18 protein-coding genes and 1 pseudogene are annotated in these 24,939 nt (G+C 42.4%); 11 read left to right on the top strand and 8 right to left on the bottom strand.

What is annotated here, in order from left to right:
* Positions 1-1,758 (bottom strand): tetratricopeptide repeat protein, encoded by a 1,758-nt coding sequence (locus ACYRY3_RS35505; RefSeq protein ID WP_460206378.1) that lies wholly within the window; start codon positions 1,756-1,758, stop codon positions 1-3.
* 159 nt (positions 1,759-1,917) lie between these two features.
* On the opposite strand from ACYRY3_RS35505, the gene ACYRY3_RS35500 reads away from it, so the two are divergent.
* The 4 genes from ACYRY3_RS35500 to ACYRY3_RS35485 all read left to right on the top strand — a co-directional run bounded on the left by ACYRY3_RS35500 (position 1,918) and on the right by ACYRY3_RS35485 (position 9,946).
* A complete protein-coding gene (locus ACYRY3_RS35500) occupies positions 1,918-3,204 on the top strand; it encodes a pentapeptide repeat-containing protein (protein WP_460206377.1) in 1,287 nt (428 codons plus the stop codon).
* 232 nt (positions 3,205-3,436) lie between these two features.
* Positions 3,437-4,618, top strand: a complete 1,182-nt coding sequence (locus ACYRY3_RS35495; RefSeq protein ID WP_460206376.1) for a DUF4159 domain-containing protein — start codon at positions 3,437-3,439, stop codon at positions 4,616-4,618.
* Positions 4,619-4,659: 41 nt separating this feature from the next.
* Positions 4,660-6,942 (top strand): hypothetical protein, encoded by a 2,283-nt coding sequence (locus ACYRY3_RS35490; protein WP_460206375.1) that lies wholly within the window; start codon positions 4,660-4,662, stop codon positions 6,940-6,942.
* Positions 6,926-9,946 (top strand): COG1470 family protein, encoded by a 3,021-nt coding sequence (locus ACYRY3_RS35485; RefSeq protein ID WP_460206374.1) that lies wholly within the window; start codon positions 6,926-6,928, stop codon positions 9,944-9,946. The genes ACYRY3_RS35490 and ACYRY3_RS35485 overlap by 17 nt, the downstream gene beginning before the upstream one ends.
* A 145-nt stretch (positions 9,947-10,091) precedes the next feature.
* On the opposite strand, the gene ACYRY3_RS35480 is transcribed toward ACYRY3_RS35485, so the two are convergent.
* The 6 genes from ACYRY3_RS35480 to ACYRY3_RS35455 form a co-directional block, all read right to left on the bottom strand.
* Positions 10,092-10,430 carry a hypothetical protein gene (locus tag ACYRY3_RS35480; RefSeq protein ID WP_460206373.1) on the bottom strand — a complete coding sequence of 113 codons (339 nt, stop codon included), beginning with the start codon at positions 10,428-10,430 and terminating at the stop codon, positions 10,092-10,094.
* Between the two features lie 26 nt (positions 10,431-10,456).
* Positions 10,457-10,885 (bottom strand): hypothetical protein, encoded by a 429-nt coding sequence (locus tag ACYRY3_RS35475; protein ID WP_460206372.1) that lies wholly within the window; start codon positions 10,883-10,885, stop codon positions 10,457-10,459.
* Positions 10,886-10,956: 71 nt separating this feature from the next.
* Positions 10,957-11,265, bottom strand: a complete 309-nt coding sequence (locus ACYRY3_RS35470) for a hypothetical protein (RefSeq protein WP_460206371.1) — start codon at positions 11,263-11,265, stop codon at positions 10,957-10,959.
* A 72-nt stretch (positions 11,266-11,337) separates the two neighbouring features.
* Positions 11,338-12,282, bottom strand: coding sequence for an eCIS core domain-containing protein (locus ACYRY3_RS35465; protein WP_460206370.1), 945 nt, complete (start codon positions 12,280-12,282; stop codon positions 11,338-11,340).
* 116 nt (positions 12,283-12,398) lie between these two features.
* Positions 12,399-14,393 carry an ATP-binding protein gene (locus tag ACYRY3_RS35460; RefSeq protein WP_460206369.1) on the bottom strand — a complete coding sequence of 665 codons (1,995 nt, stop codon included), beginning with the start codon at positions 14,391-14,393 and terminating at the stop codon, positions 12,399-12,401.
* Positions 14,390-15,667 carry a DUF4255 domain-containing protein gene (locus ACYRY3_RS35455; RefSeq protein WP_460206368.1) on the bottom strand — a complete coding sequence of 426 codons (1,278 nt, stop codon included), beginning with the start codon at positions 15,665-15,667 and terminating at the stop codon, positions 14,390-14,392. The genes ACYRY3_RS35460 and ACYRY3_RS35455 overlap by 4 nt, the downstream gene beginning before the upstream one ends.
* Positions 15,668-16,284: 617 nt before the next feature.
* Here ACYRY3_RS35455 and ACYRY3_RS35450 point away from each other — a divergent pair.
* From ACYRY3_RS35450 to lptC, 4 genes and pseudogenes are all read left to right on the top strand, one after another.
* Entirely contained in the window at positions 16,285-17,151 is an 867-nt protein-coding gene (locus tag ACYRY3_RS35450) for a hypothetical protein (protein WP_460206367.1), read from the top strand.
* A pseudogene (locus ACYRY3_RS35445) lies at positions 17,108-17,374 on the top strand (methionine--tRNA ligase); the annotation flags it as partial. The gene ACYRY3_RS35450 and the pseudogene ACYRY3_RS35445, both read left to right, overlap by 44 nt.
* Positions 17,375-17,517: 143 nt before the next feature.
* Positions 17,518-18,153: a LabA-like NYN domain-containing protein gene (locus tag ACYRY3_RS35440; RefSeq protein ID WP_460206393.1), complete on the top strand. Its 636-nt coding sequence runs from the start codon at positions 17,518-17,520 to the stop codon at positions 18,151-18,153.
* Positions 18,154-19,374, top strand: a complete 1,221-nt coding sequence (lptC, locus tag ACYRY3_RS35435; protein WP_460206366.1) for an LPS export ABC transporter periplasmic protein LptC — start codon at positions 18,154-18,156, stop codon at positions 19,372-19,374.
* Between the two features lie 63 nt (positions 19,375-19,437).
* Here the strand turns inward: lptC and ACYRY3_RS35430 are convergent, their stop codons facing one another.
* Complete coding sequence (locus tag ACYRY3_RS35430; RefSeq protein WP_460206365.1) at positions 19,438-20,775, bottom strand: D-alanyl-D-alanine carboxypeptidase; 1,338 nt, start codon at positions 20,773-20,775, stop codon at positions 19,438-19,440.
* A gap of 925 nt (positions 20,776-21,700) precedes the next feature.
* Here ACYRY3_RS35430 and plsX point away from each other — a divergent pair.
* The 3 genes from plsX (at position 21,701) to fabD (ending at position 24,814) form a co-directional block, all read left to right on the top strand.
* Positions 21,701-22,726: a phosphate acyltransferase PlsX gene (plsX, locus tag ACYRY3_RS35425; protein ID WP_460206364.1), complete on the top strand. Its 1,026-nt coding sequence runs from the start codon at positions 21,701-21,703 to the stop codon at positions 22,724-22,726.
* A gap of 112 nt (positions 22,727-22,838) precedes the next feature.
* Positions 22,839-23,831: a beta-ketoacyl-ACP synthase 3 gene (locus tag ACYRY3_RS35420; protein ID WP_460206363.1), complete on the top strand. Its 993-nt coding sequence runs from the start codon at positions 22,839-22,841 to the stop codon at positions 23,829-23,831.
* Between the two features lie 104 nt (positions 23,832-23,935).
* Positions 23,936-24,814: an ACP S-malonyltransferase gene (fabD, locus tag ACYRY3_RS35415; protein ID WP_460206362.1), complete on the top strand. Its 879-nt coding sequence runs from the start codon at positions 23,936-23,938 to the stop codon at positions 24,812-24,814.
* Positions 24,815-24,939: the final 125 nt, after the last annotated feature.

The following is a 24,939-nucleotide window of genomic DNA, read 5'->3' as shown; positions in this document are numbered from 1 at the left end:
TTATACTTTCAATTGTTTTAGTAAATTTTCTCTTTGTTTCTGAGCTACAACATTATTGGGATTTATATTTAAAGCTTCCTCAAAGATTTGTAAAGCTTTTTGATATTCTCCTTTTGCTGCTAGCGCCATTCCAATTCCCGTTAATATATAAGGATTATTAGGATTGATACTCTCGGCTTGGTTGTACGCTTCCAAAGCTCGATCGTATTCTTTTAAATCCAGTAAAATAACACCTTTGTTGTACAAAGCTTCAAGAGATTTTGGATTATTGTCTAAGGCTTTATTTGTTGCTTGTAAAGCATTGTTATACTCTTTTAAATGCCAAAGTGCTGCTCCTTTGTTTGCCTGAATACTGGCACGAGTGAGCTTGTCCTTTGAATGAATGTTGATAATTAAGGCTTTGTTATACGCAATAACTGCTTGTTGGTACTGTTTTAACGTACTGAGTATTCTACCATAGTTAAACCATGCTTGAACGTATTTAGGATTAATATCAGTGGCTTTTTTTGTAGCAACTTGAGCTTCTTGGTATTTCTCTAAATTCCACAGACTGACACCTTTATTATTCCAAGCTTCTGCATAGTCTTGTTTTATAACAAGAGCTTGTTCTGCAGACGCAAGTGCTTCCTCATATTTTTGTAAGCCTAAAAGTGCGCTACTACGTTGGTGCCAAACGTAAGCAGGGCTTGTCTCGCTCCAGATACCATCCCCAGCAATGGCACGATCGCATGAAGCCAGAGCTTGTTGGTAATTATGCAATTGGTTGAATGTATCGGCTTGCCTTGCTAAAGCTAGAGAATATTTAGGATTAATTTCAATGGCTTTACTATAAGATTTTAGTGCTTTTTCATACTGTCCAAATTTATGCTGGATTGTTCCTAAATTGTACCAGCTAATAGCATCATCGTTGGGATTTAGTTCTAATCCTTTTTCATATGCAGTGACAGCCGCTTGTAATTTTCCCAATTTCATCAACGCTAAAGCTTTGTTTTTCCAAGCAACCGCTGGAGTCGCACGTTCCCAATTCTTATCAGTTTCAATGGCCGTCTCGCAAGATTTAAGAGCCTCTTCGTAACGCCGTAAATCCATTAATGTGGAGCACGACTGAGCAAAAGCTGCTGAGTACTCAGTATCGATCAGAGAGGCGCGTTCAAAAGAAGCGATCGCTTCTTCATTTTGTGTCAGCTTTTTAAGAGCAAGACCCCGATTATACCATGTCACTGCTGGAGTCACATTGCCCCAATTGCCATTGACTTGCAATGCTTCTTCACAGGATGCAATTGCGTCTTCCTGATTCCCCAATGTTGATAAAGCTTCACATCGCTGAGTCAAAGCAAAGGAATTTTTTGGTGAGGTTTTTAAAACTTGGTTATACGAAACAACTGCTTCGGCGTATTTTTCTAACTTCATCAGGGCATTGCTGCGAGAAGTCCACAAGTCAACGTTTTTTCCTTTGGGTTTGAGGGCGATGGCTCGTTCGCAAGCAGCAAGAGCGTCATCATACTTTTGTGCATTTTCCAGTACACTACACTGATTCGACCAGAAACCAAAGTCTTGGTAATCAAATTCTGGTTTTGGGGACGCTGACATCAATAATTCATTGTGCCCGCGCAGCAAAAGTGGTAACTTCTGAGAGTTTGCCTCTAGAATAGAAGCCGTTGGTAGTTTTTTTCCTTCCTCTGTAGCGTTAGCTGTTGATTGTATAAACACACTTAAAACACCAGAGGTAACACCGAACCATCCATAAATACCTCTCATAAAACCTCCGTTGGATATCCCACTATACTGAGATTGTAAGGTGGGGTCGTTGACTAATTTTGCCTGAATTGAAATAGTATAAAATGCTATTAGTTTATACCAAATCTCTAGTGACTGGCTTCTGAATCTGACGATTTTTATTATTTTTCTTTACAATTTATGGGTAAAATTTTCCCAGTTAAAACTATTACTTTTTTCGTTTACGTGCTGCTGTTCGGTATTGTAGGAACACCACTCGCCGCAGAAGATTCGCCAACAGTGAGACGATTGCAGGAAACCAGAGAGTGTCCCAACTGCAATCTCAAGGGGGCAAACCTACAAAATACTTACCTCATTAATGCTAATCTCAACGGAGCAAACCTCAACCGGGCTAACTTACGCGGTGCTAACTTGAGTGGTGCATATCTAAGGAGTGCCAAACTCAGAGGTGCAATCTTGCGTGAGGCAAACCTAAACGGTGCTGATTTGCTCTCGGCGGATTTGGGGGGAAGCGATCTGAGAAATAGCCAAATCAATGGGGAAACTGTACTTGATAAAAAGTGGCGTTTAGTGTGGGAAATCGCGAACAAACCCGATCCCAGTCTCGACTTGCAGGGTGCCGATTTAGAAGATGCTAACCTCAGTCATGCTAACCTTAGCAACCTTAACTTAGAAGGAGCTAACCTTAAGAATGCTAACCTGAAAGCAACTAATATGCGCTCGGCTAATCTGAGTCATGTCAATTTGCGTGGTGCTGACTTATTTATTGCTGATTTGCGGAATGCCAAACTCACTCAAGCTGATTTAATCGAAGCTAACCTCAATAGTGCTGACTTGCGTGATGCAGATCTAAGTGGTGCTGACTTACGTAAGAGCAACTTAAATCTGACCAATTTGCGTAACAGTAATCTGAGTGGTAGCAAACTGGTAGCTGCCAATTTGAAAGATGCAGACTTGACAGGAATTAATCTCAGTAATGCCAACCTTCAAAGGGCAAATTTACTTAATACCAGCCTGAGCCATACTAATCTAACTGGGGCAAACTTGAGTGGGTCAAACCTCACAGGTGTGAATCTTAAAAATACGAACCTGACAAACGCCAACCTTCAAGGAATTAACTTGAACGGGAGTTCTTTGAGCGGTGCTATAGTCAGTGGAGCTAATTTGCGAGGAAGTCTATTGAGAGATGTTAACCTCAGTGGTGCAAATTTGAAAGGTGCTGACCTCAGTGGTATTAACTTGACAGGTGCTAACCTAAGTGGCAGTGACTTGACGGGGGTGAATTTGAGTGGTGCCAACTTGAGTCGTGCTGACTTGAGTCAAGCTAACCTGAGTGATGCCAACTTAACTAGAGCAAACTTAAGTGAGGCAAACCTTAAGGGAGCAACCCTAATTGGGGTTAAGTTCAATCGGACTAACTTATGTAAAACAATTTTACCTGAAGGTAAACAACACAATTGCAGGTGAACTAAGTAGGTCGGTATGAACAAAGGTAACTGGGAATAGTCATCCTCAGTCATTTGTCAAAAGTCATTGGTCAGGCTTTCCAACGTATTTACATTTTGTCATATAGTTCTGTTTATTTCCACCCACCTACTTATTATATAAACAGTATATTTTGTTAAAAGATTGACCATTCATTGTGGAATAAGTATATCGTGGATGTTGTTAAATTTGATGCTTTTCTTTTGCTGAATGCATGACTCATAAATCTTTTTCCTCACCACCTATCGAGCCTTTGCAGCGTCTTCATGTTTATGACAGCTTAATGATGAACGCTGAACGTTGGCGACTAGCTCATTACTATCACCGACACCGCCAAAATGTCCACTACCAGTCCCTCAACGAACCAGGTATTGTTTGTGGTTTGGGAGTAAGAGTCATTAGTCCCCCAGAAGCAGCACCTGCAAGATTTCGAGACCAAAGGTGGTTGGAAATTCAACCAGGTATAGCTATTGACCTGGAAGGGAATCCGATTATTGTTGACCCTTCCATTGACCGCACGTTTAGAATTGCAACACCAACGCCTACAACCGGAACTCTCACAGTATACTTGGTTGTCAGTTATGTCGAACCTCAAAATCCAGGACAAAGATCGGGCTCCGAGCTCATCCGGGAATGGTTCCGGTTTGACGAAAAAACTAGCCCACCTACTGAAAAGGAAATAGAATTGTGCCGTATTCAGTTGCAACCAAGTACAGTGCAACTGGAAAATCCAACAGACGTATTATTTCCCAGCTTTAACCAGTTAGACTTACGCTACCGTCCCCAAGCCAAAGCTAGACCTCAAGCTGTTGTTAGTCTTGCAACTACCCTCAACGCTAGCGATCGCATTTACGAAAATCTCTCCTATCTCTTGCAATCTGTGGCACCTTTATATCCACCTTTACAAGGAGCCGCAATCAAAGAGGTAAGTTTACTTCCAGAAGATACCGATTATGACTTACTTTACCTTACCGCTTGGCAGGTGTTGAATCTTGATGAACAAGAACTAGATACCCTAAATAAATATTTACAAACTGGCGGTGTCATTCTGATTGAAGTGCCTGCAAATAGTGCCAAGCTAGCAGCAGAGATGAAAGACCTGATTGTGGGACAGCTTGAAACGGCTTTACAATCATGGTCACAACTAAGCCGCACTCACCCTTTACGGACTCAACCCTTTTTGTTTGCAGCACTTCCCAGAATCAATCAACAAGCTATTCAATTATCGAATGGAGGAGGAATAGTTTTGGTGGAAGGTGATTTATCCGCCGCTTGGGGATGCGATGACGAGCTTTCCCTAAACCGTAACGACATTCGCACAGCTCAGGAATTAGGGATTAATATTCTCTATTTTGCCTTACAAAGACGGCACATGACTCAGTTGTTGCGAGCGTAACAAAGATACACAAATAATGAGTTATAGGGGTATTTTTTATTATGGCAGGTAGTGTTAGGGTAAAAGTCTCTAAAAAAAACTTGGAATTTACACCAGATACTACGTCTGAGTCTTTTAATACTAGCGTTCCTGGCGAAAACGAGTTTGATGTCATCGTTGTTAACGACAGTGATAAATTTGCCAGTTTTCAATTAGAGCTTTCAACACCAGGAGTGGAAGATAATCCCCATAGGAAATGGTATGTTATAAATCCAGAAATTTGTGCCAAAAAACCACCGGGTAGTGAAACAAAATTTCATGTTGCGATCGTCAAAGCACCAATTCCTGTTTATGACACAACCATCGATCTCATATTAAAAGTCATTTCTGTTGAGTATGAGAATTTATATGCGAGTCAAAAGCTCAAGTTAACTATTAACAAACCTTTGAGATCTTTACGTGTTGAATTGCCTATCAAAGAACACAAAGTGACTCCAGGTGATACCATTGAAATTCCTGTTATAGTTTATAATTTAAGTCCAAAATTAACTGAAATCACTTTAACTTGTTCGGGGTTAGATTCTGACTGGATGACCGAAGGACGAACAAGGGAGTTGCTGGTAGAACCAGGGGATTTAGAGAAAATGAGTTTTGTGTGTCAACCGCCAAAAGACACCCAAACTCGCGCTCAAGAATATAAATTTACAATTGATGCCAAATCTAACACCAGTCAATATACTACCCGCGAACAAGGAATTTTAGAAGTTCTTCCCGATGGAGTTGTGGAGTTTAGTTGTAGTGAAAAACAACAGACAATCCCAGGAAAAAGAAGAAAGCAGTCTCATACTGCGAGTTACGAGATGGTCTTTAAGAATGAAAGCAATTTACCTCAACAGGTTAACATTACAATTCCACAACAAGAGCAAAAACAGTGGATGCAAACAGTTCCTGAAAGTGTAAATCTTGCTCCTGCTGAGACGAAAACGATGTACCTAGTGGCCACAAAGCAACAACATTGGATTGGACGCGTCAAGAAATATCTGTTTGAAGTTTCCGCAGGTTTAACTCATCCCAAGACGGGAGAAGCTAGTACAGAAATTTTTCCATCACCCAATACCCAAGTTTTGGAACTGACAATTTTACCTGTTATTCCTTTTTTACTTCAGGTTGGTGGTGGCGCATTAATTCTGCTGCTGTTATTATTAAATTGGTTGCTGCGTCCACAGGTGAAGCATACAGGAGCAGTCAATTCTGTGCGTTTGTTTGGAAATGGTAGCCTCGTAGTTAGCGGTTCTAGCGACCAAACAATTCGTCTTTGGCAAGTCGATAACAGTCGTTGGCAACTCGATCTTCGGCGTTTGAAATATGAGGGTCAAATTGCTCCAGGAACAAAAAAAGCAGTGCGTGTCATTCGCCAAAGCCCAAAGGATAATGATGTCGTTGCCGCTGGGCTAGACAGTGGCGACATTCAACTTTGGAATATTTCGGAAAGAAGCGAACAAAAACCTCCTGTTTATAAAGGAACAGATCGTGTTTTTGACTTAGTGTTCGCGCAAGATTCCCGTTCCCTATTTAGTGGTCATGGTAGTGGGTTAGTGCATCAGTGGAATTTAAAAAACCCTAGAAAAAATCCGATTAATACTGCAAATGTTAAATTTACAATTTATGCTCTCACTATAAGTGAAAGTCAGTCAGCACCTCCTTTAGTTATTGCTGCAGGACGTTACAATAAGATTGCCGTTTGGGATTGGGTTAATAAAAATATATACGAGTTGCCTTATCAATATGAAAATTCTAAGTTCACGCCAGTTGTCGGGCAACAGCACTATATAACAAGCCTAGCAAGTGCTAACAATATTTTGGCGATCGCTGATAATCATGGTTACATTACCTTGGGGGATATGAAAACCATACGCGCATGTATTAACAAAGATGCTGTAGTAAAAAAGACAGAAAGTAGTGGAAAACTAAAAAAAGTCGATGTTACGAAAAAACAAATTGTGACAATTAAGCCATTGATGAAATGTAACTATATTCTTGGCCAGTCAGTTGATGGTCATAGCAAACAACCAGTTCGTTCAGTGGCTTTAACCCAAAATGGAAAATATTTAGCAAGTGCAGGAGACGACAAGCGAGTCATGCTTTGGTCCCTTGAAGACAAGCCAGCCAAATGGCTTACACAAGGACAAGTCGTTGCACAATCTGATGCAAGGCTTAATAGTGTTGACATCAAAGCCTTAAAAGACGAAAGCCAAAACTATCTCCTGGTTACAACCGGCGATGACAACCATAATGTCCAGATTTATCGTGTTAACGGGGTGAAAAACGATGCAAGTAGCAAGTAACCAGCTTTTTATAGAAGACCTCGCAGGCAATAATAATGAAATTAGAAGAGGTTCAACTGCTAAACGTCGCATCCGTGTAAAAAATCTCGGCGACAGGATGGCAGAAATTGATATTTGGATCGACGCTACAGACGAGAAATCTGAATCAATATTGCGATGGTGTAATTTTAGCGAGCCAAATCCGCTACGAATAGACGCTAGAGACTCTAAAGAGGTAACATTAAATTTTCAAGTCCCACCACAAGCGATTCCAGGCTTATACAACTACGAAATTCGTATTGAAGCTGCGGCTCAATACCCTGGTAAAATCTTTAACCGTCCACAACAATTGCGGGTTTTACCCGCAGATAAAGATGCTGAATGGGGCAATGAACCAGGATTTAGCATACAGCCAGTTACGAGCTCTGCCAACCCCATACCTCTACATGCTGGGCAACAGTTAGAAGTAAAAGTTAAAGTTGAAAACCGTTCTAAAAGGGTAGATCGTTTTTATCTGACTTGTCCTGAGTTAACAAAAGAATGGTACACAATACGGTATCCAGAAAGTGGTTTAGATGTCCCTGGGTTGGTTAAAGAAACTGACGGATTAGAACTTAATCCAGGTAAAATAGGCGAAATTGCTCTAGTTTTACACCCACCGCAATATACAGCTACGGCAAATTACTTTCCTACCATCCGCCTCATATCCAGTAACAGAGAAGACTTAGTACTGCTGGATGTGATATACCTGCAAATTCTTCCTGATGACAGGTTGAATGTAGAAATGCATCCCCTGTCACAAAAAGTACAACAGGAGCGAGTGTTTGAGGTTGAGTTAACCAACCAGGGTAATATCAGACGGGAAATACTTGTAAGTGCCAAAGATGAGGAGGGATTGTTCAATTATATTCCCGAACCTGCGATCGTACAAATGTTGCCGGGAAACACCCGCCTAGTTAGCTTGAAGGTGAAACCAAGGAAATGGTGGCGTCGTCCTTGGCAAGGAAAAGGGTTGTCACTCACCTTTAACATTGAACTGGAAAATATATTATTACCTGAAGTCAGTAAACCTCCAGCACTACCTAATAATTTACCCCAAGGAACTTTGGTATGGGAGCCTTACCCTTGGTGGCTATTGTGCGTGCTTGGATTAGCAGGTATTGGGGGAATAGCTTTTCTCATTTGGTGGAACTTCTTGAGAGAAAAAATTCCGCCTCCACCATCCCCAAAAGTGATTCAATTGGGTGCTACATCTTTAAATTATCAAGAAGGTAGAAACGATGGTATTCTTCTCAATTGGCAAATTAGCCACCCCAAGCAAATAGAAAAACTCACGCTGATTCGTTTGGAAGGCAACATAGAAACTGATAGAAAAAATTATTTATTTCAAGATAATCTTCCTAAAGATTTATTACTACAAAATAAACAAAATAAAAATAAGGGATGTGAAATTACTACAGCCCATAATAATTTAAGTGAAAAAGATAAAACAGAGAAACAACAGGGGCAAAATGGAAGTTTTTTGTCACAATTTAAATTTTTCTCTGGAAAAAAAGAACCAAATCAAGAAATCAATATTTTAGATTGTCAAAAAATATTAACAAATTCTAAAAAAGCAGGAAATTATACTTTTAAACTAGAGGTATTTCCGAAGCAAAATCCAGAACAACCTTCATCATCTCAAATCACGGATACCATCAAAATTAATCCAGCAACCCCCCTTCCTCTACCAAAAATTCTCAATTTATCCTCTACGTACCCCGCTTATGAAGAGGTCGATACAGATTCAGCTTCAGCAAAATTGCCAATAAATAACTCAGTATCAGCACCTATTCTCCTTAATTGGGAAATCAGCAGTCCCAGCCATATCAAAGAGTTGAAAATTATTGGTAAAGCGCCTGATGGTTCTGTTAATAGTATTGAAAAGTCTTACACAATTATCAATAACGATATTCCCCCACAGCTTAGAAAGTATTGCCAACCTCAAGGCAAACTTGATAATAACACAAATCTCCTATGTAACGATGTACCCATTAACGATGCACGTAAACCAGGGGACTACATTTTTACACTAACAGTAGTGCCTCAGACAGCAGCACCGAAGGAGGGACAAGAAGAAATCTTTAAGCAGACACCTACAATTAAAATTCAACCCCTACCTTTACCACAAATTACCGATTTCTTACCCGCAAAACCTATCTATCAAGAAGTTGGGACAGTACCACCACCTCAGAACATTGCTACACAACCAACAACCAGTTCTCCGCCGATCCGTCTGAATTGGAGAATTGCTAACCCCAGCCAAATGAAAGAGTTAAAAATTGTGGCATTAGCTGCTGATGGTTCAATTAGTGGTAACTTGAAACGTTACATCATTATTAATAATAGTTTGCCTGTAGAACTGAGACCCTTCTGTGTTAGTACGACGAAAGAGCTATTTTGCCAAAACGTACCTACAGATGTGCGTCAAGCAGGTAACTACACTTTTAAAATGACAGCGATTCCCAAGTCAGCAGGAGCTGAGATTACGAAAAACACAGATGCCATTAAAATCCAACCCCAACCGCCTAAAGCAGCCACACCTGTTAATATTGTTTCTTTTAAAATCAATGGTGAAGAAGCCAGTCAAAAACCAAAACACTCTTTTACTATAAATAAACAACGCTCCGACGCAAATATTACTGTGTCTTGGCAAGTAGACAATGGTGAAGATATTAAGGTGGAAGTGCTTCCCGCCCCAGGAATTGTTAATCCACAAGGTTCTCTAGAAAATTACTCCCTAAGTAAACCCCCTAGCAGCGAAACGATTACGCTCAGAGTCACAAATAAGGCTGGTGAACAGAAAACTCAATCAGTCGTAATTGAAACTGTGGAATCAAATCCTCCAAATCAATCTCAATCATCGTCCTTTAATAGGAATTCTGGCATCACTGCACCTGGAGGTAACTCCGAATCAACTGCTTCACCACAATTCTCAAATTCGGATAAGCTAGCGCCAATTGAAGTGCCACCATTAGCTGATTAATGTTCCTCTAAAACCAAATTACCATTACGCAGTCCTTTTTCTCGTAACAGGGCTAAAAATCATTTTGCCATTCATTAGCAAGAGCAAGTGAGCGTTAAGATGTCTATAATAGCAAGGTAAGTTCAGTATTAAGCTCACATTGTAATTATCCAATGTATGCTTCAACAAAAGGGGTTTCTTGGATTTTATGTAGCTCATTTATTAAATTTTGAATCCGCATTATCACATACTCTTTTATATTCTCTGGAATGTTAAACTCAGATGGATTTAGAAAGAATTGTTTTAACTGCTTTAGTTCTTGAATAACGCTTGATATATCTTCTACCTCCAAAGGTAGACCAGTTTGAAACAGAGGAATCCACTTCAAACCTAATTTAGAGCAAGCAGGCTGCCAATATTCCTCAAAAATCTCCTCTGTGGACACTGGAATAAAATGTTCTGTATTCTCAGAAGTTGAAGATTTGGCAAAAAAACTGACCGACATAATTATACTCCTTTTGCTATCAAATATTAACTAACAAATATAACAGAGAAACTCCACTCAGGATATTTTGCCCCCAATCGTGCTAGAGCTTGATTCACAGCTGCTTCTAACTCCGGTGTAGGGGCTGTATCAATCTGAAACTGAAGTTGACGAATGCTTTGAATCTCTCTTAAAGAAGGAACATCAGGTGTACCCGCAGCAGTGGATCTCGTCGCCGAAGCTTTAGCAAGGTTTTGAATGCGCGTATCCGTTTTATCAAATAGTTGTTTCTGCACCCACTCCTGAGCAGTTTGGGCAGGACGACCAGTACGTGGATTCAAAGTGCCTAGCCCTCTTGCAGATTTTTCCTCAACGAAAACTCCATTGCTAACTCGGTCAAACTCGCCAATGGGCGATCCTTTTGCATCAATAATTTCAACTCCTCGATAAGGAGGCTGGCTTTCTAGCGCTCCCATTGCTTTTTCGCTCTCCTAACCTTGTCTCATTCTGGAACTATCCAAATGCAGTGGAGATGGTGGCGATCGCACTACAATTTTGTTTTTGTATAGGAGCCTACTGCTACTTGTGAACATTTTGCGAGCATATTTTTGATAATATCAGGATTTTTTGTTTTAGCACAATTGAGAATTACGTCAGAAGGATTACCAGAACCCTTGCCATCCATATACTCTACACATTCCTCAGTACTTTTATCACCACCGCAATTTTCGTTATATTCTTTTTTACAATTACTCAATAAATCACTAGCTTTGTTGAGATAATACGAGCATTTAGCAGTTTTCCAAACTGTTCCAACAACTGGAATATATTCAATTGGATCAAATCGTTGAATCAATAACGATGAGCTATCAGAAACGTTGACAGATTTTTGTAAAAGTCCGTCTTCTTGTTCACAAGTTGAACATTTTCATTGCACCCAACCAGTTTGCTGTACCACATGAGTCAACTCATGTGCCATCAACTCATTGTTCCCAGGCGACTTCCCTGCTCCAAAATAAATATCACTACCATGAGTAAAAGCCTGAGCGGCCAACTCTCGATTCATCTGCACTGCTGCACTATTGGTATGAACACGCACAGAGCTAAAATTAGTACCAAAGCGGGGTTCCATAAAAGATCGCACTTCATCTGATAAAGGGCTACCACCTCCCGTGCTTGCATTTAACTGATTCTCTATATTGCCACTAGTTTGGGAGTTTCCCTCTGGTGCTGACTTAGCTTGCACTGGTTCTTCCTCTTCTTCTGGTGCCATTTCCCGTTGAATGGTCGAACCTGTCAGAAGCTTGGTTTGCACCTCCTCTTCTTTATCTTCCTGGGGTGCCATTTCCCGTTGAATGGTCGAACCTGTCAGAAGCTTGGTTTGCACCTCCTCTTCTTTATCTTCCTGAGATGCCATCTCCCGTTGGATAGTGGAAGCTGTTAGAGGTTTGGTTTGCACTTCCTCTTCCTTCTCCTCTGGTGCCATTTCCCGTTGCACTAGTGGTGTGATAGTAGATGCTAGAGGCTTGGTTTGTACTTCCTCTTCTTTGTTTTCTTCTGGTGCCATCTCTCTCTGAACAGTAGGAGAAGACATAGACATCACCGTATTTGCCATGTTGTCTGCTTCTTGCTCGTACTTGTCCCCTGGCGCACCTACGGTTAGTTTCGTTTGAATGGGCAAGGGAGAATCAGGAAAAAGTCTGATGCTAGTTAAGTCAAAGCCAGAACGTTGTGCTGTGCCCTGTTGCTTTGGCTGCACAGCAGTATCTTCAACTGGGGGGCTAAAAGGTCGTTGGCGAAACAAGCTTTTGTGTACAGGTGGGGAAGCGGAACTTGACAAAGGTTTTCTTTGCGCTTGCCATTGCCTACTCATATTCCGCCTCCTGGGTTGTTCTAATTATTTAGTATTTTCTCTTATTTATACATCAATTTCGCCAGAAAATACGGAAAGGCTCAAACAACAAGCCGGAGAGTGAACCGAATTCTAATCTATACCCACCCCTTGATTTCTGCATCCGCTAGCGTTCTATCTAACTTAACATATTCACCTACAGCCGCAGCTTTGATATGTTTCATTCCAATCGCCTCGTTTGCATCTGCTGCAATAAAAGCTGCATTCAAGGCAATGTTACGGATATTACCCCCAGCAACATTTAACTTTGCCAGCTTGATAAAATCCAATCCAACTGTAGGTGTGTCTTTGGGAAAAATGCGCCGCCAAATTTCCTCGCGTTGATTGGCATCTGGAAAAGGATATTTGACAATGAAGCGGATACGACGGAGAAAGGCGGTATCTATAGAGTCTTTCAAATTAGTAGTAAGAATAGCTAGTCCCTGGTATGATTCTATACGTTGCAACAAATAGCTCACTTCCATATTGGCGTAGCGATCGTGACTGTCTTTTACCTCAGAACGCTTGCCAAATAAAGCATCTGCCTCATCAAACAACAAAATCGTCGCCCCTGCTTCTGCCGCATCAAACACCCGTCGCAAATTCTTTTCTGTCTCACCGATATATTTGCTAACAACTGAACTTAGGTCTATACGGTAAAGATCCAACTGTAATTCCTGGGCTAATACCTCAGCAGACATGGTCTTACCAGTCCCGCTTACGCCAGCAAACAAAGCGCTGATACCTAAGCCGCGTCCACCCTTGCTAGCAAATCCCCAACTTTGGTATACCTTATCTCGTTGGCGGACGTGAGCAGCAATAGTCCGCAAAGTTTGCAACTGTGCTTCTGGCAATACTATATCATCCCAAGTGGCGGCAGGTTCTATTCGTTGTGCCAATTCGTCTAGTTTTGGTCGAGCCTGACTCCGACAGCTATCCCATAATGTCGTGCTGAGTGGGGGAGATGAAGGAGCCAATCCCTCCTTATCTCCTGCTTTTAGTCTCCCTACTGCCTGAGTACACGCGGCATGAATTTCAGGAACAGTAAGATTAAACTGGGCAACGAGTGTATTTATCATCCCATTGAGTTCACCAGTTCTTTCACCCAAAACCTGTTGCCAAATTATACGCTGTTCGCTGATGGTAGGTTTGTAGACATCAAATGTCACAATAGTGCGTTGCTTGGAAGGTAGGCGATCGCGACTCATCACAATCAACGGACTGGTAATCTGTTCAATAAAAGATTGAGCTCTATTTTCTTGTGTTGTATCGTTTGCATTTATGTCATCGCAATTTAGCAGTAGCACCGACTTGCTCAAAGCCGCTTCTCTCTGCCATATTTGAAGGAGTTGATATAGGTCATTGGTGTTGCTTGGTAGGGCGTGAGCAGATAGAGTATACAAATTGAATCCTAGTAGATGGCAACTGAGAGATGCGATCGCCCGTTTACTAGCAATTTCATCGCCACATAACTGGATAATCGGTAAATCTTGCCATTCTTGTCCCCAAGTCGTCACTACCTGTTGTGCTATTTGCCGATGAGAGTCTACTATTATGTCATGCTGCACCCCTACGTTTGTCACTGGAGCGACCATACTGAGCAGTTGCTCATCAAGATGAGAAACACCCATGAGATAGTGCAATATGCGTTCATCAATTCGTAAAGGCGCAGTTGTCAGAGCATTACCAGCCCCAACTTCAATCAACCCCCACCGTCGTAGGGGAGCTACAGGAGTCAGCGCACCCCAATAAGGTGTGTTTAACACAGCCAAAGCCAAGCTAAAAGTCGGATAATTCAGCTTTGGATCTCCCTGAATTGTGGCACACAAACCGCCCCAACTAGCATCAAGTTCTATCCCCGCACATAACAGCAACACATCCCGTTCAAATTCCGATAGTGTAAAAGTGGCGCACAACTGTTGCAATGCTGATGGTCTTGGCATTGCAGCTGTAGCAGTTTCCAATCCAGATTGGACATTACTAGAGGAAGTTGGCTGCTTTTTATTATCGGCCATTTTTTTCATGAGAGCCTCTCGCACCACAGCCAATGCTGCTCCCAAATATCGTTGGTTCGCTTCTTGCCAATTGTTCATTGCACTTCCCTAATAACCACCGTCGGACTTACATACTCCTCGTATTTTTCACTTTCCGGATTTTTATCCACTTCCAAAAGACTTTCTGCACCGTCTATCTGTATCCGCACCAAATACTCTCCCGCCTTGACATCATGAATAGAGATCTCAACCACATTTGTATCTTCGACGCGAGAGTTAGCAGTAAAGATGTAAGCAGCTGGTTGTGAGAGCGATCGCTCATTTAAAAACAATAACGTCCGTTGTCCAACACCAACTGTTAAATCAACTTGCACCCTCAAGAGTGCTGAATAAAACCCATCACCGTTATCCTCTAATGCTCCTACTCCTACTTCTATTATTGTCGGACACAACACAAACGGTACCACATTAGACCCAACAAAGCGCTCCGGCTCAAATCTTGCGCGTCTTGATATAGGATGCAACACTTGTAAACTCTGCACCCCAGCCCGCAGCCAACGCCCTTCTTGTGCTGGTAATAAAGATAACTCCAATCGAATCTCTTTTTCGCTCTCCTTGTGTGGAGTCAATTTAGCATCACCAATTCTGACTTGCGTGCGTTCTCCCTGCAACAGCGCACCACGAATAATTACGCCAGTGTTAGCTACAATTGGCTGATTCACACCAGCTTCTGACATCACCTGTGAAATTGTCGGTTGATTGGGTGTAGTATAAAAATCAATACCTTTTACAGGTAATGGTCTACCACTTTGTTTGTTCCCTTCAATTAATACAGCACCACCTTGGAAAGCAAAAGATAATACATAAGGTGACTGGAAAAATACTGACCAGATTTTTGAGAGTTCTTCTGTGTTCATAATACTAGGAACGATCGTCACTCGTTCCACTTGCTGGTCTAAGGTAGAACCTGCTAAAAAGCTAAAGGTTGGGTTATGCACCGTTTCCTGAATCATCTGGGGCGTTAAAATTGGGTGATCGACAATGGTACGCACACTGCTACCCAGCAGGCGTTGGGGTTCTAACTCCACCTCATTACCGTGAAAAGTCATGATGTAGTAAAGGTCAAGTCCCGCTTGCGCGTGTTTGATTAACTCTCCTTTCGGGCGACGGTTGCGTAAGTCATAATTGCGCCAAGCAGGGTTGGGGGTAGCTTGGTATAAATAGATGTTTACCCCAACTTCTGGTGTACCACTTCCAGATGCATCTGGTCTCACTGTGGTGACTCTTGCTCCAGGTACGTCTACTTGTACGGCAGCCTGTAAGATTCTTTGTAGAGTTGCAGTGACAGTGGCGATCGCTAAATAATTACTCATATCATTAAAGTATTAATTACAAATTTTTGTTAAGATGCAGTTGTATGTTTTAGAAAATACAAATTAAAATTTCGGTGTAATTTAAGGGCAGCATACCATTTCTTTTTTTATCTATCGAAGATACAAACTCTATTCTTACCTTTAAGGAATTTTACATGTAGTTTAACTTGATTTTACTAATGGCATCTATAAGAATCCTATTGGATTTTTGAAACAGACACTGGTAGTTGCTCTGCCGTACAAAACCTAGAGATAGTAGGCACTGTCAAAACTACACGAGAGAAACATTAAGTAGGTCGGCAAGAAAAAACAAAACTATGTAACGGGATGTAGAATCTTTGAATTCTGCTCCTAGTTGTGTTTTATGGCGCGAGAGCATAACTGCGAACTCGTGATGATTATTTGCGCCGACTTACTTATCCCATAGGCTACAACTGCATGAGGTACTTTGCTGTGTTCCTATATAGAATTGGTTTCTCTAAACCACCAAATTCTTTCGTTAATTAAAACCCTGAAACATTGTCCGAAATACTCTCAATGAAGTTTGTAGTTAGAGAGTGTTTTGAGAGATGCACCCCATATCACCAGCCCAATGCCCGAATTAAGGAAAAACCTATATGGCAAGACTAGATTACTTTGCTCCTGGCGTATACGTCGAAGAAGTTGACCGTGGTAGTCGCCCGATTGAGGGAGTGCAAACGAACATTGCAGGTTTTGTTGGCTTTACAGAAGCCATACGTAATGGAGCGGAAATAGGTAAGCCGATGTTGGTCACCAGTTGGAACCAGTACCAGGAATACTTTGCCAGAGAAAATTCCGATGGTTTCACGGACTTCGACGCTTATCTACCTTTTGCGGTTAACGGCTGGTTCTTGAACGGGGGTGCTCGTTGTTGGGTCGTGAGCATCGGTACCCAACTACCCAAACCAGCAGAACAAACCACACAACCAAGTCCCGACACCACTGCATTAACGCTGAAAACATCTGGGAAGCGCGAAGCTTTGCAGTTCACCCTCAAGCCAGAAGAAGCAGAAAATGGCTCCGTCAATGTAGAAATTCTTCCAGGCGAGCCTAAAATCAGTGCTCCTGAAGATCCAAATGTCCCAGCACCGATACCAGCAGAATTCTTCACAGTCGTCATTAAGCGGGAAGGGGAAGAACTGGGAAGATACGAAAACTTGACGATGGATCGCAACGTTCAAGAAGAGGTAGGAACCTATGTTGTTACAGCCTTGCAAGACTCTGAGTATGTTAGTGTGGTAGACCTAACGGAACGCGGACTCCCCCTAGCCCGTCGTCCTGTAGATGGTCAATTTGAAGTCAGCCCTCCCCCAGTTTTGCCTACCCAAGAAAACTTAGCTCGTTATGTGCAAGGGGTACGCGATGACAAGAGCGGTATCCAGGGGCTATTCGAGATTGATGAAATCACCATGCTAGCTGGGACAGCAGCAGGCGGTAGAAAAAGTGCTGTATGCAGTTCTTGAATCGGTAAGACTAGCAGCATATCTTCTATCACCAATTATTCCAAGTATCAGTAGCGATATATACCAGCAACTTGGTTTTGGAATAAACTTTAACGAACAAATAAAAACTTCAATAGCTGCGCCTTTTTCAATCCACGGAACATGGGGTGTACTATCCAGTCAACAAAAACTGGGTGAGCCAAGACCAATATTTAAGCGATTAGAACCGCTTAAAAATGATTAGTTGTTTCAAGTTTGTTTTTTGATTTTTCTAATTTATCGGGACTAAATTAATTAGTCCTGAAAAATTATCATAAACCGTTCTTACTAGCTATTCAGAAATTAAGTATCAATTATTACGTTGATAAAAAATGAGGTATGACAACAATGTTGAATAATCTAGAAAACGATTCAATATTTACACCAGAACAAGTTTTGGAAAATCGGGGACGTGTTGCCATATTTATTGATGGCTCAAATTTATTCTATGCAGCGCTACAGCTAGGAATTGAAATTGATTACACTAAGCTACTATGTAGATTAACAGGAGGTTCTAGGCTGTTACGAGCTTTTTTTTACACGGGAGTAGACAGAACTAACGAAAAGCAACAAGGTTTTTTGCTGTGGATGCGACGTAATGGCTATAGAGTTATTGCTAAAGATTTAGTGCAGCTGCCAGATGGTTCTAAAAAAGCCAATTTAGATGTAGAAATAGCAGTAGATATGATGGCTTTGGTGGACTCATATGATACCGCAGTATTAGTGAGTGGAGATGGGGATCTGGCATATGCGGTAAACTCAGTAAGTTACCGGGGTGTAAGGGTAGAAGTGGTAAGCTTGCGCTCAATGACCAGTGATAGCCTGATTAATGTCAGCGATCGCTACATTGATTTAGAAGCAATAAAAGAAGATATTCAAAAAACCCCCCGTCAAAGCTATCCTTATCGACCTCTATCTGCGGGTATAGGTTTTTTGGAAGAACCTAGAGAGAGTGACACTCACCTGGAAATTCAAGAACAGTAAATGAACCAGCAAGAAAATAGATTAGAGGGAAAAGGAGGTAAAGAGAAATTTCTCTGCCTCTCCCCCTCTCCCTTTCCCCCCATCTTCTTTACTCTCCTATCCCTGATGGCAATTGGGCTAGTTGCTTGTGGAGGAGGAAAAACAAACGTGGTGGATAAAACCCCTATTGAAACTCCATCACCAGGTAACAAAGATAGTAATTTGACTTTTATTGGCGTTTCCTTATTACAAGCCGATGAAACTGGACGCCCTGTTTGGAAAGTTGTTGCCAAACAGGCAAAGTATACAAAAGAAAAACAAATTGGTGAGGCAGAAAATCCTTACGGTGAACTCTATCAAGATGGTAAAATAGTATACCAAGTTCAAGCTCAACAAGCAGATATTGAGCAAGATGGCAAGCAACTGTTTCTTAAGGGACAAATTGTTGCTACAGACCCTCGTAATGGTGTTGTATTGCAAGGTAATGAATTGGAGTGGCGACCTAAAGAAGATTTGCTAATAGTCCGCAATCGAGTGAATGGAACTCACAAACAACTACGAGCCGTGGCGCAGGAGGCACGAGTCAAAACTCGCGAACAACTCGTGGAGTTTTCTGGGGGGGTGGTTGCACAATCAATCGATCCGCAAACGCAAATGCGAACCGAGCAATTGATGTGGCGAATAAAAGAGGAAAAATTAATAGGCAATCGCCCAATTGAAATAGACCGCTATAAAAACAACCAAATTACTGACCGTGGAAGAGGAGATTCCGCTGAGTTTAACTTGAAAACTAAGATTGCTACTGTTAAGAAAAATGCCCAAATACAATTGGTAGATCCACCAGTACAAGTAGCCAGTCATTCTATGAACTGGAACCTGAACTCGGAAACTGTTACCAGCGATTCTCCCGTGCAGGTTTTTCACCAAGCGGAAAATCTCAGAGTTACAGCTAACAGTGGTGAAGTGAAGATACCACAAAAAACAGTTTATCTCACAGGAGATGCTTACGCTGTTGGGGAACGCCGCCAGTCCCTAAAATCCAATAATCTGACTTGGTATCTTGAGAAGAAATTAGTTGAAGCTCAAGGTAATGTGGTTTATCGGCAAGTCGATCCTCCCTTAGCTTTTAAGGGTCAACAAGCCTCTGGTAATCTCCAAGCAGAAACCATAGAGGTTAGAGGTGACAACGCCACTGATAAAGTTGTCACAGAGATTATTCCAAAAGAACCAAAAAGTAATTAAGTTATTTGTCATTGGTCATTGGTCATTTGTAAGAACCAAGGACTAATGACAAATGACTAATGACTAACCGCCATACACCATCTCATTCCGATTGGCTGCACCAAATTGGGGTAATGCGCTAGTCGTTGTGTGGGGAGTTAAACTAGCAGGTATGCCTGGAGCTATTTGTAGTTGTTTGACAAGAGTTTGTAACAGTCGATCTTGGTTAGCACGGAAAGCCGGTACACCGTAACCACGATTGATAATAGCGAACCAAACCAAACCGCGATCGCGTGTTGGCACAACTCCAGCTAGAGCGCTGACATCACGAAGAGTACCAGTTTTCATGACTGTAGCAGGGGGAAGTTGTCGAGAGTGCATGGTTCCACGATGGTCAAAACCGGAAGTTGGGAATAGATCGGCTAAAGTTAGCTGGTAGTTGAGAGCTTCCTTTTGAATTGCCATTAACATCGCACAAGCTGCTCTTGGAGAAATGCGATTTTCCTGCCCGAGACCAGAACCGTTGATTAATTGAATTTCTGACTGCGGCACTCGTGCCAGTCTTGCTGCTTTCGATTGTACGATCTGTGCTCCGCCAACAGCTTCTGCCAACATTTCTGCCATTTCATTGTTACTGAAAACATTCATCTCTTTGATAATTTGTTTCAATGGCAGCGAATAGTGACGCAACAATAAGGTTTGCTGTTGATTTTGTAAAGAGGCAATATCTTGTGCCCCTAATTTTACTTCCCCAGCGATCGCAACTTGAGGTTTGAGGGTGCCTTTGGGCATGAGTGAGTGTTGGAAAGATACAGCACGAGACCAGGTTGTGGAATTCATTGCTTGCTTGAGCATCTGACCTGCAAGCTGTGGGTCGCGTTGAAAATTCATAGCAAAATTGCCATTTATTATCAATTTGCCCGTCACACGTTTGATGCCCATTTGATTGAGACTATTCCCCAGGGCAATAGCTTCTTCCCAAACGAATAATGGATCGCCGCCGCCAGTTATGATTAAATCACCCTGCAACACACCATTTTGCAAAGGGCCTGTAGCACTCACGAGAGTTTGAAATTGGTGGTTTGGGCCAAGAGTTGTTAAAGCAGCTAATGAGGTGGCGATTTTGGTTAAGGAGGCAGCGGGTAGAGGCGTTGTCCCTTGATGGTTAGCCATGAGTATCGGTCCTGACTGCAGCCAAATCCCCTGACTCTGTGTTTGCTCTGATGTTACGAGTTTTAATGTTTGCAGTCCCTTGAGATATTGCTGCACAATTGTAGCTCCAGATGGATTTGGATCGGCGGCAAGAACCAAACCAGGGCTACTTTGCCAAGCTAGTATATCTAAAACATCTGTAGGTTTAACCTGTATCCCTGCCATCTCTAGCCAAATGGAAATTAACCCTGAACTAAATAATTCCAGCATCCGTTCTTCCTCTGTAATTTATGCTACTTTGTACTAATTAATATTGCATAAGATGTGAAACTGCTTTGCATTGAGTCATCATAACCGCTGATTTTTTGTTGTGGAAGTGGTTGGAATAACAGGCGTTGCTTCCTGCAGCATCAACTAAATCATTTTATATGGCTGTTGCATTTGCCTTTGAGGATTCATTACCCGAATCTGTACCTTGTATTTCTCCGTATGTTAGGTTTACTATTGATAAATGCAACAAAAGTACAATTGCAATATCAAAGTCCCAAAACTGACTTTGAATTTCAGGTATACTACTGGTTTAATAGATGAGGATATCCTCAAATAAAACTCAATGAAAAAGGATGAAGGATGAAAAATTTATACTTCATGCTTCATCCTACCCTACTCTACTCTTTAAAAAGCTGCATAAGTGGGTCTACTCAAATCTTGTACTGGACGACTGGAAGGAATCGCGGCTACACAAACAAAACCCGCGCAGACGGGTTTGTCCTGTTGAAGCAACTGCCGTGCTATTTCTAGATCGCCAAAGCTGAATGCAAGACGTGAATTTACACACTTGAGCCTTTGACTCAGTTTTGTCTATCCAATATATTCCCAATGCCAACGAACCAATCAGGCAATTTTTTTATTTGGGACAAAAACCAGCGAAAAAATAAAGGTACAGGGCTTTGCTGAAAATAGGGTTTTTGAAAAACCGGGCAAAATTCTGTTTTATCGCCGTAATTTTACGGTCGTAGTAACGGGTGTAATTCGTGTTATGTTGGGCTTGGCAGAACCTCTAACAAAGTGTAAGGGATAAAGAGTGAACGGTAAACTAAGGGTTTTATACTTAGGATTTCATCCTTCATGCTTCATCCTTCTGCCTTGAAGAGGCATCTGGTAAAATTTGTAAGGTTTCTAGAAGCTCTGAGCAATGGGATCGACTTGCGTACGGATCGCAATTGACGCAATGGGAGGGGATCACGCACCTGATGAAATCGTTGCTGGCGCTCTGCGGGCACGAGAAGAATTGGGTGTAGAAGTATTGTTGGTGGGCGATCCCCAACAAATTCAAAGCAAACTGCCTCCAAAAACTAATTTGCACAAAATTGAAATCGTGAATGCTGAAGACACGATTTCAATGGATGAGGAGCCTTTAAGCGCTATTAGGCGCAAACCGAAGGCTTCCATCAATGTGGCAATGAATTTGGTGAAAAAACAACAGGCGGATGCTGTGGTTTCTGCCGGACATTCTGGGGCAGCAATGGCAGCAGCTTTGCTTCGCTTGGGACGATTACCAGGCATTGACCGTCCGGCAATCGGCGCGGTATTTCCCACAATGGTAGCAGGCAAGCCAGTACTGGTACTTGATGTTGGCGCTAATGTAGATTGCCGTCCAAAATTTTTGGAGCAGTTTGCAGTTATGGGGTCACTATACAGCCAGTATGTCTTGGGGACTCCAGAACCTAAGGTAGGTTTGTTGAATATCGGTGAAGAAGACTGCAAAGGCAATGACGCAGCAGTGCGTGCCCACCAACTGCTACGGGAAAATAACCAAATCACTTTTGTCGGTAATGCTGAGGGACGCGATGTCCTTTCCGGGCATTTTGATGTCATTGTCTGTGATGGGTTTGTGGGCAATGTATTGCTGAAATTTGCCGAAGCCGTTGGGGAGATCCTGCTGCAAATTATGCGGGAAGAATTACCCCGAGGATTGCGCGGTCAAATCGGTACAGCTATTTTAAAACCCAATCTCAGACGGATTAAGCAGCGGGTCGATCATGCAGAACATGGCGGTGCTTTGCTTTTAGGGGTGGGAGGAGTTTGTATTATCAGCCACGGAAGTTCCCAGGCACCTTCAATTTTTAACGCTATTCGCATGGCGAAGGAAGCTGTGGATAACCGGGTGCAACAAAGAATTCAGTCCCAATATGAAAGCGTTCAGCATGAAAGTGGTTAAATGTCATAAGTCATTTGTCATTCGTCATTTGTAATGACTCAAGGGCAAAAGACACTCGTACAAAGGACCAAGGACAAAAGACACAAGAGCTGAGAGCTTGGGAGATGCCAGAGTGCAAAATTTAGGAATAGCAATCACAGGAAGTGGCTCGGCAGTGCCCGCCAGTTTCCTGGATAACCAGGCACTATCTGAACTGGTTGAAACATCAGATGAATGGATAACCACAAGAACTGGAATTCGTCAACGACGTTTGGCAAGCCCTGGTGAATCATTGACTGATTTGGCAGCAGCTGCTGGCAATCAAGCGATCGCAATGGCTCAAATCAATCCGCAAGACGTGGATTTGATTTTGCTGGCAACCTCCACCCCCGATGACTTATTTGGGACTGCTTGTAAAATTCAAGCAGCCCTCGGAGCTAGTAGAGCAGTGGCTTTTGATTTGACAGCAGCTTGTTCCGGCTTTGTGTTTGGACTGGTTACCGCGGCCCAATATATCAAGACCGGAATTTATCAAAACGTACTGTTAATAGGGGCAGATGTCCTCTCCCGTTGGGTAGATTGGCAAGATCGGGGGACTTGTGTACTATTCGGCGATGGAGCTGGGGCTGTTGTCATGCAAGCAAATCAAAGGGATAACTTGCTGGGATTTGAACTCAAAAGCGATGGCACACAGAACCATTACCTCAACCTTGCGTACAAAGACAGCCCTTTGGAACTGACTCAAGGTATCAGTGTTGGGAAAGGCAGCTTTGAACCTATTACCATGAACGGCAAAGAAGTCTATCGCTTCGCAGTGCAAAAAGTGCCAGAAGTCATAGACAAAGCTTTGTTCCGTGCCAACCTCAGTGTTGACCAACTAGATTGGCTGCTATTGCATCAAGCAAATCAGCGCATTCTCAATGCTGTTGCCGAACGCATGAATATTCCAGAACACAAGGTTATTAGTAATCTTGCAAGCTACGGTAACACCTCCGCAGCTTCCATCCCTCTAGCTTTAGACGAAGCAGTACGAAGTGGTAAAATCAAACCCGGTGACATTATAGCTGCCTCCGGTTTTGGTGCAGGGCTCACTTGGGGTGCCAGTATCTTTCGATGGGGAAAATAGTTATTTGTCATTAGTCCTTTGTACGAGTGTCCGCCCGCTGATAACCAAGGACTAATGACCAATGATTATTGACCTCTTGACCAATGACTATTGACAATTGACTAATGACTAAAACCGCATGGGTATTTCCCGGACAGGGTTCGCAGTCCTTGGGAATGGGAATCGAGTTACTCAATTTACCATCAGCAAAAGAGAAGTTTGCCAAAGCAGAAGAAATTTTGGGCTGGTCTGTAACAGAAATGTGCCAAACAGACGAGGAGAAGCTATCTCGCACTCTCTACACCCAACCTTGTCTGTATGTGGTCGAAAGCATACTAGCTGATATTTTGCTCCAAAAGTACAGCCCGAATCTAGTTGCGGGTCACAGTTTGGGAGAATACATTGCCCTTTATGCGGCAGGCGTTTTCGAGTGGTCTGCTGGGTTGCATTTAGTCAAGAATCGTGCTGAACTCATGGATAGTGCTGCAGGTGGTATGATGGCGGCACTGCTAAATTTTGACAGGGAACAACTTGAAAAAGCGATCGCTCAAACACCTAATGTCGTTCTGGCAAATGATAACAGTCCAACACAAGTGGTAATTTCAGGCACTCCAGAAGCCGTTAAAGCAGTCATGTCCCAAGTTAAGGCAAAACGCGCTCTTCCCCTCAATGTTTCTGGCGCGTTTCACTCACACTTAATGGCAGAAGCAGCGACTGAGTTCCAAACTCTCTTAAATTCTGTAGAATTTCAGCAAGCTAAGGTACCAGTCCTATCAAATGTAGACCCAGTTCCATCTACTGATGCGGATGTTTTAAAACAACGCTTAACCCAACAAATGACTGGCGGAGTCCGGTGGCGAGAAATTGCATTAGCCTTACCTGTAAATGGAATCGAGCGAGTTGTGGAAATTGGGCCAGGGAACGTGTTAACCGGTCTGATTAAACGCACCTGCTCTGGCTTAACTTTAGAAAATATCCGTTCTGGTGCTGATTTATTTGTTTAGTCAGTGGTTAGTCGTTAGTCGCTAGTAGGAAACAATTAACCCTTTGGACTCACCTCCCAGGGCGCGGGAAACCCGCCTCCTTTCCCTGGACTCACCACTAACTACCATCCACTAACCGCTAACCA

This window comes from Scytonema sp. NUACC21, from assembly GCF_054684315.1.
The sequence above is the reverse complement of the archived record's forward strand: the minus strand, read 5'-3'. Positions and strand labels throughout refer to the sequence as shown.

Excerpts from the sequence above, each read along its gene's own strand:
- ACYRY3_RS35505 (WP_460206378.1), bottom strand. The coding sequence starts at position 1,758 with ATGAGAGGTATTTATGGATGGTTCGGTGTTACCTCTGGTGTTTTAAGT.
- ACYRY3_RS35500 (WP_460206377.1), top strand. The coding sequence starts at position 1,918 with ATGGGTAAAATTTTCCCAGTTAAAACTATTACTTTTTTCGTTTACGTG.
- ACYRY3_RS35495 (WP_460206376.1), top strand. The coding sequence starts at position 3,437 with ATGACTCATAAATCTTTTTCCTCACCACCTATCGAGCCTTTGCAGCGT.
- ACYRY3_RS35490 (WP_460206375.1), top strand. The coding sequence starts at position 4,660 with ATGGCAGGTAGTGTTAGGGTAAAAGTCTCTAAAAAAAACTTGGAATTT.
- ACYRY3_RS35485 (WP_460206374.1), top strand. The coding sequence starts at position 6,926 with ATGCAAGTAGCAAGTAACCAGCTTTTTATAGAAGACCTCGCAGGCAAT.
- ACYRY3_RS35480 (WP_460206373.1), bottom strand. The coding sequence starts at position 10,430 with ATGTCGGTCAGTTTTTTTGCCAAATCTTCAACTTCTGAGAATACAGAA.
- ACYRY3_RS35475 (WP_460206372.1), bottom strand. The coding sequence starts at position 10,885 with ATGGGAGCGCTAGAAAGCCAGCCTCCTTATCGAGGAGTTGAAATTATT.
- ACYRY3_RS35465 (WP_460206370.1), bottom strand. The coding sequence starts at position 12,282 with ATGAGTAGGCAATGGCAAGCGCAAAGAAAACCTTTGTCAAGTTCCGCT.
- ACYRY3_RS35460 (WP_460206369.1), bottom strand. The coding sequence starts at position 14,393 with ATGAACAATTGGCAAGAAGCGAACCAACGATATTTGGGAGCAGCATTG.
- ACYRY3_RS35455 (WP_460206368.1), bottom strand. The coding sequence starts at position 15,667 with ATGAGTAATTATTTAGCGATCGCCACTGTCACTGCAACTCTACAAAGA.
- ACYRY3_RS35450 (WP_460206367.1), top strand. The coding sequence starts at position 16,285 with ATGGCAAGACTAGATTACTTTGCTCCTGGCGTATACGTCGAAGAAGTT.
- ACYRY3_RS35440 (WP_460206393.1), top strand. The coding sequence starts at position 17,518 with ATGTTGAATAATCTAGAAAACGATTCAATATTTACACCAGAACAAGTT.
- lptC (WP_460206366.1), top strand. The coding sequence starts at position 18,154 with ATGAACCAGCAAGAAAATAGATTAGAGGGAAAAGGAGGTAAAGAGAAA.
- ACYRY3_RS35430 (WP_460206365.1), bottom strand. The coding sequence starts at position 20,775 with ATGCTGGAATTATTTAGTTCAGGGTTAATTTCCATTTGGCTAGAGATG.
- plsX (WP_460206364.1), top strand. The coding sequence starts at position 21,701 with ATGGGATCGACTTGCGTACGGATCGCAATTGACGCAATGGGAGGGGAT.
- fabD (WP_460206362.1), top strand. The coding sequence starts at position 23,936 with ATGACTAAAACCGCATGGGTATTTCCCGGACAGGGTTCGCAGTCCTTG.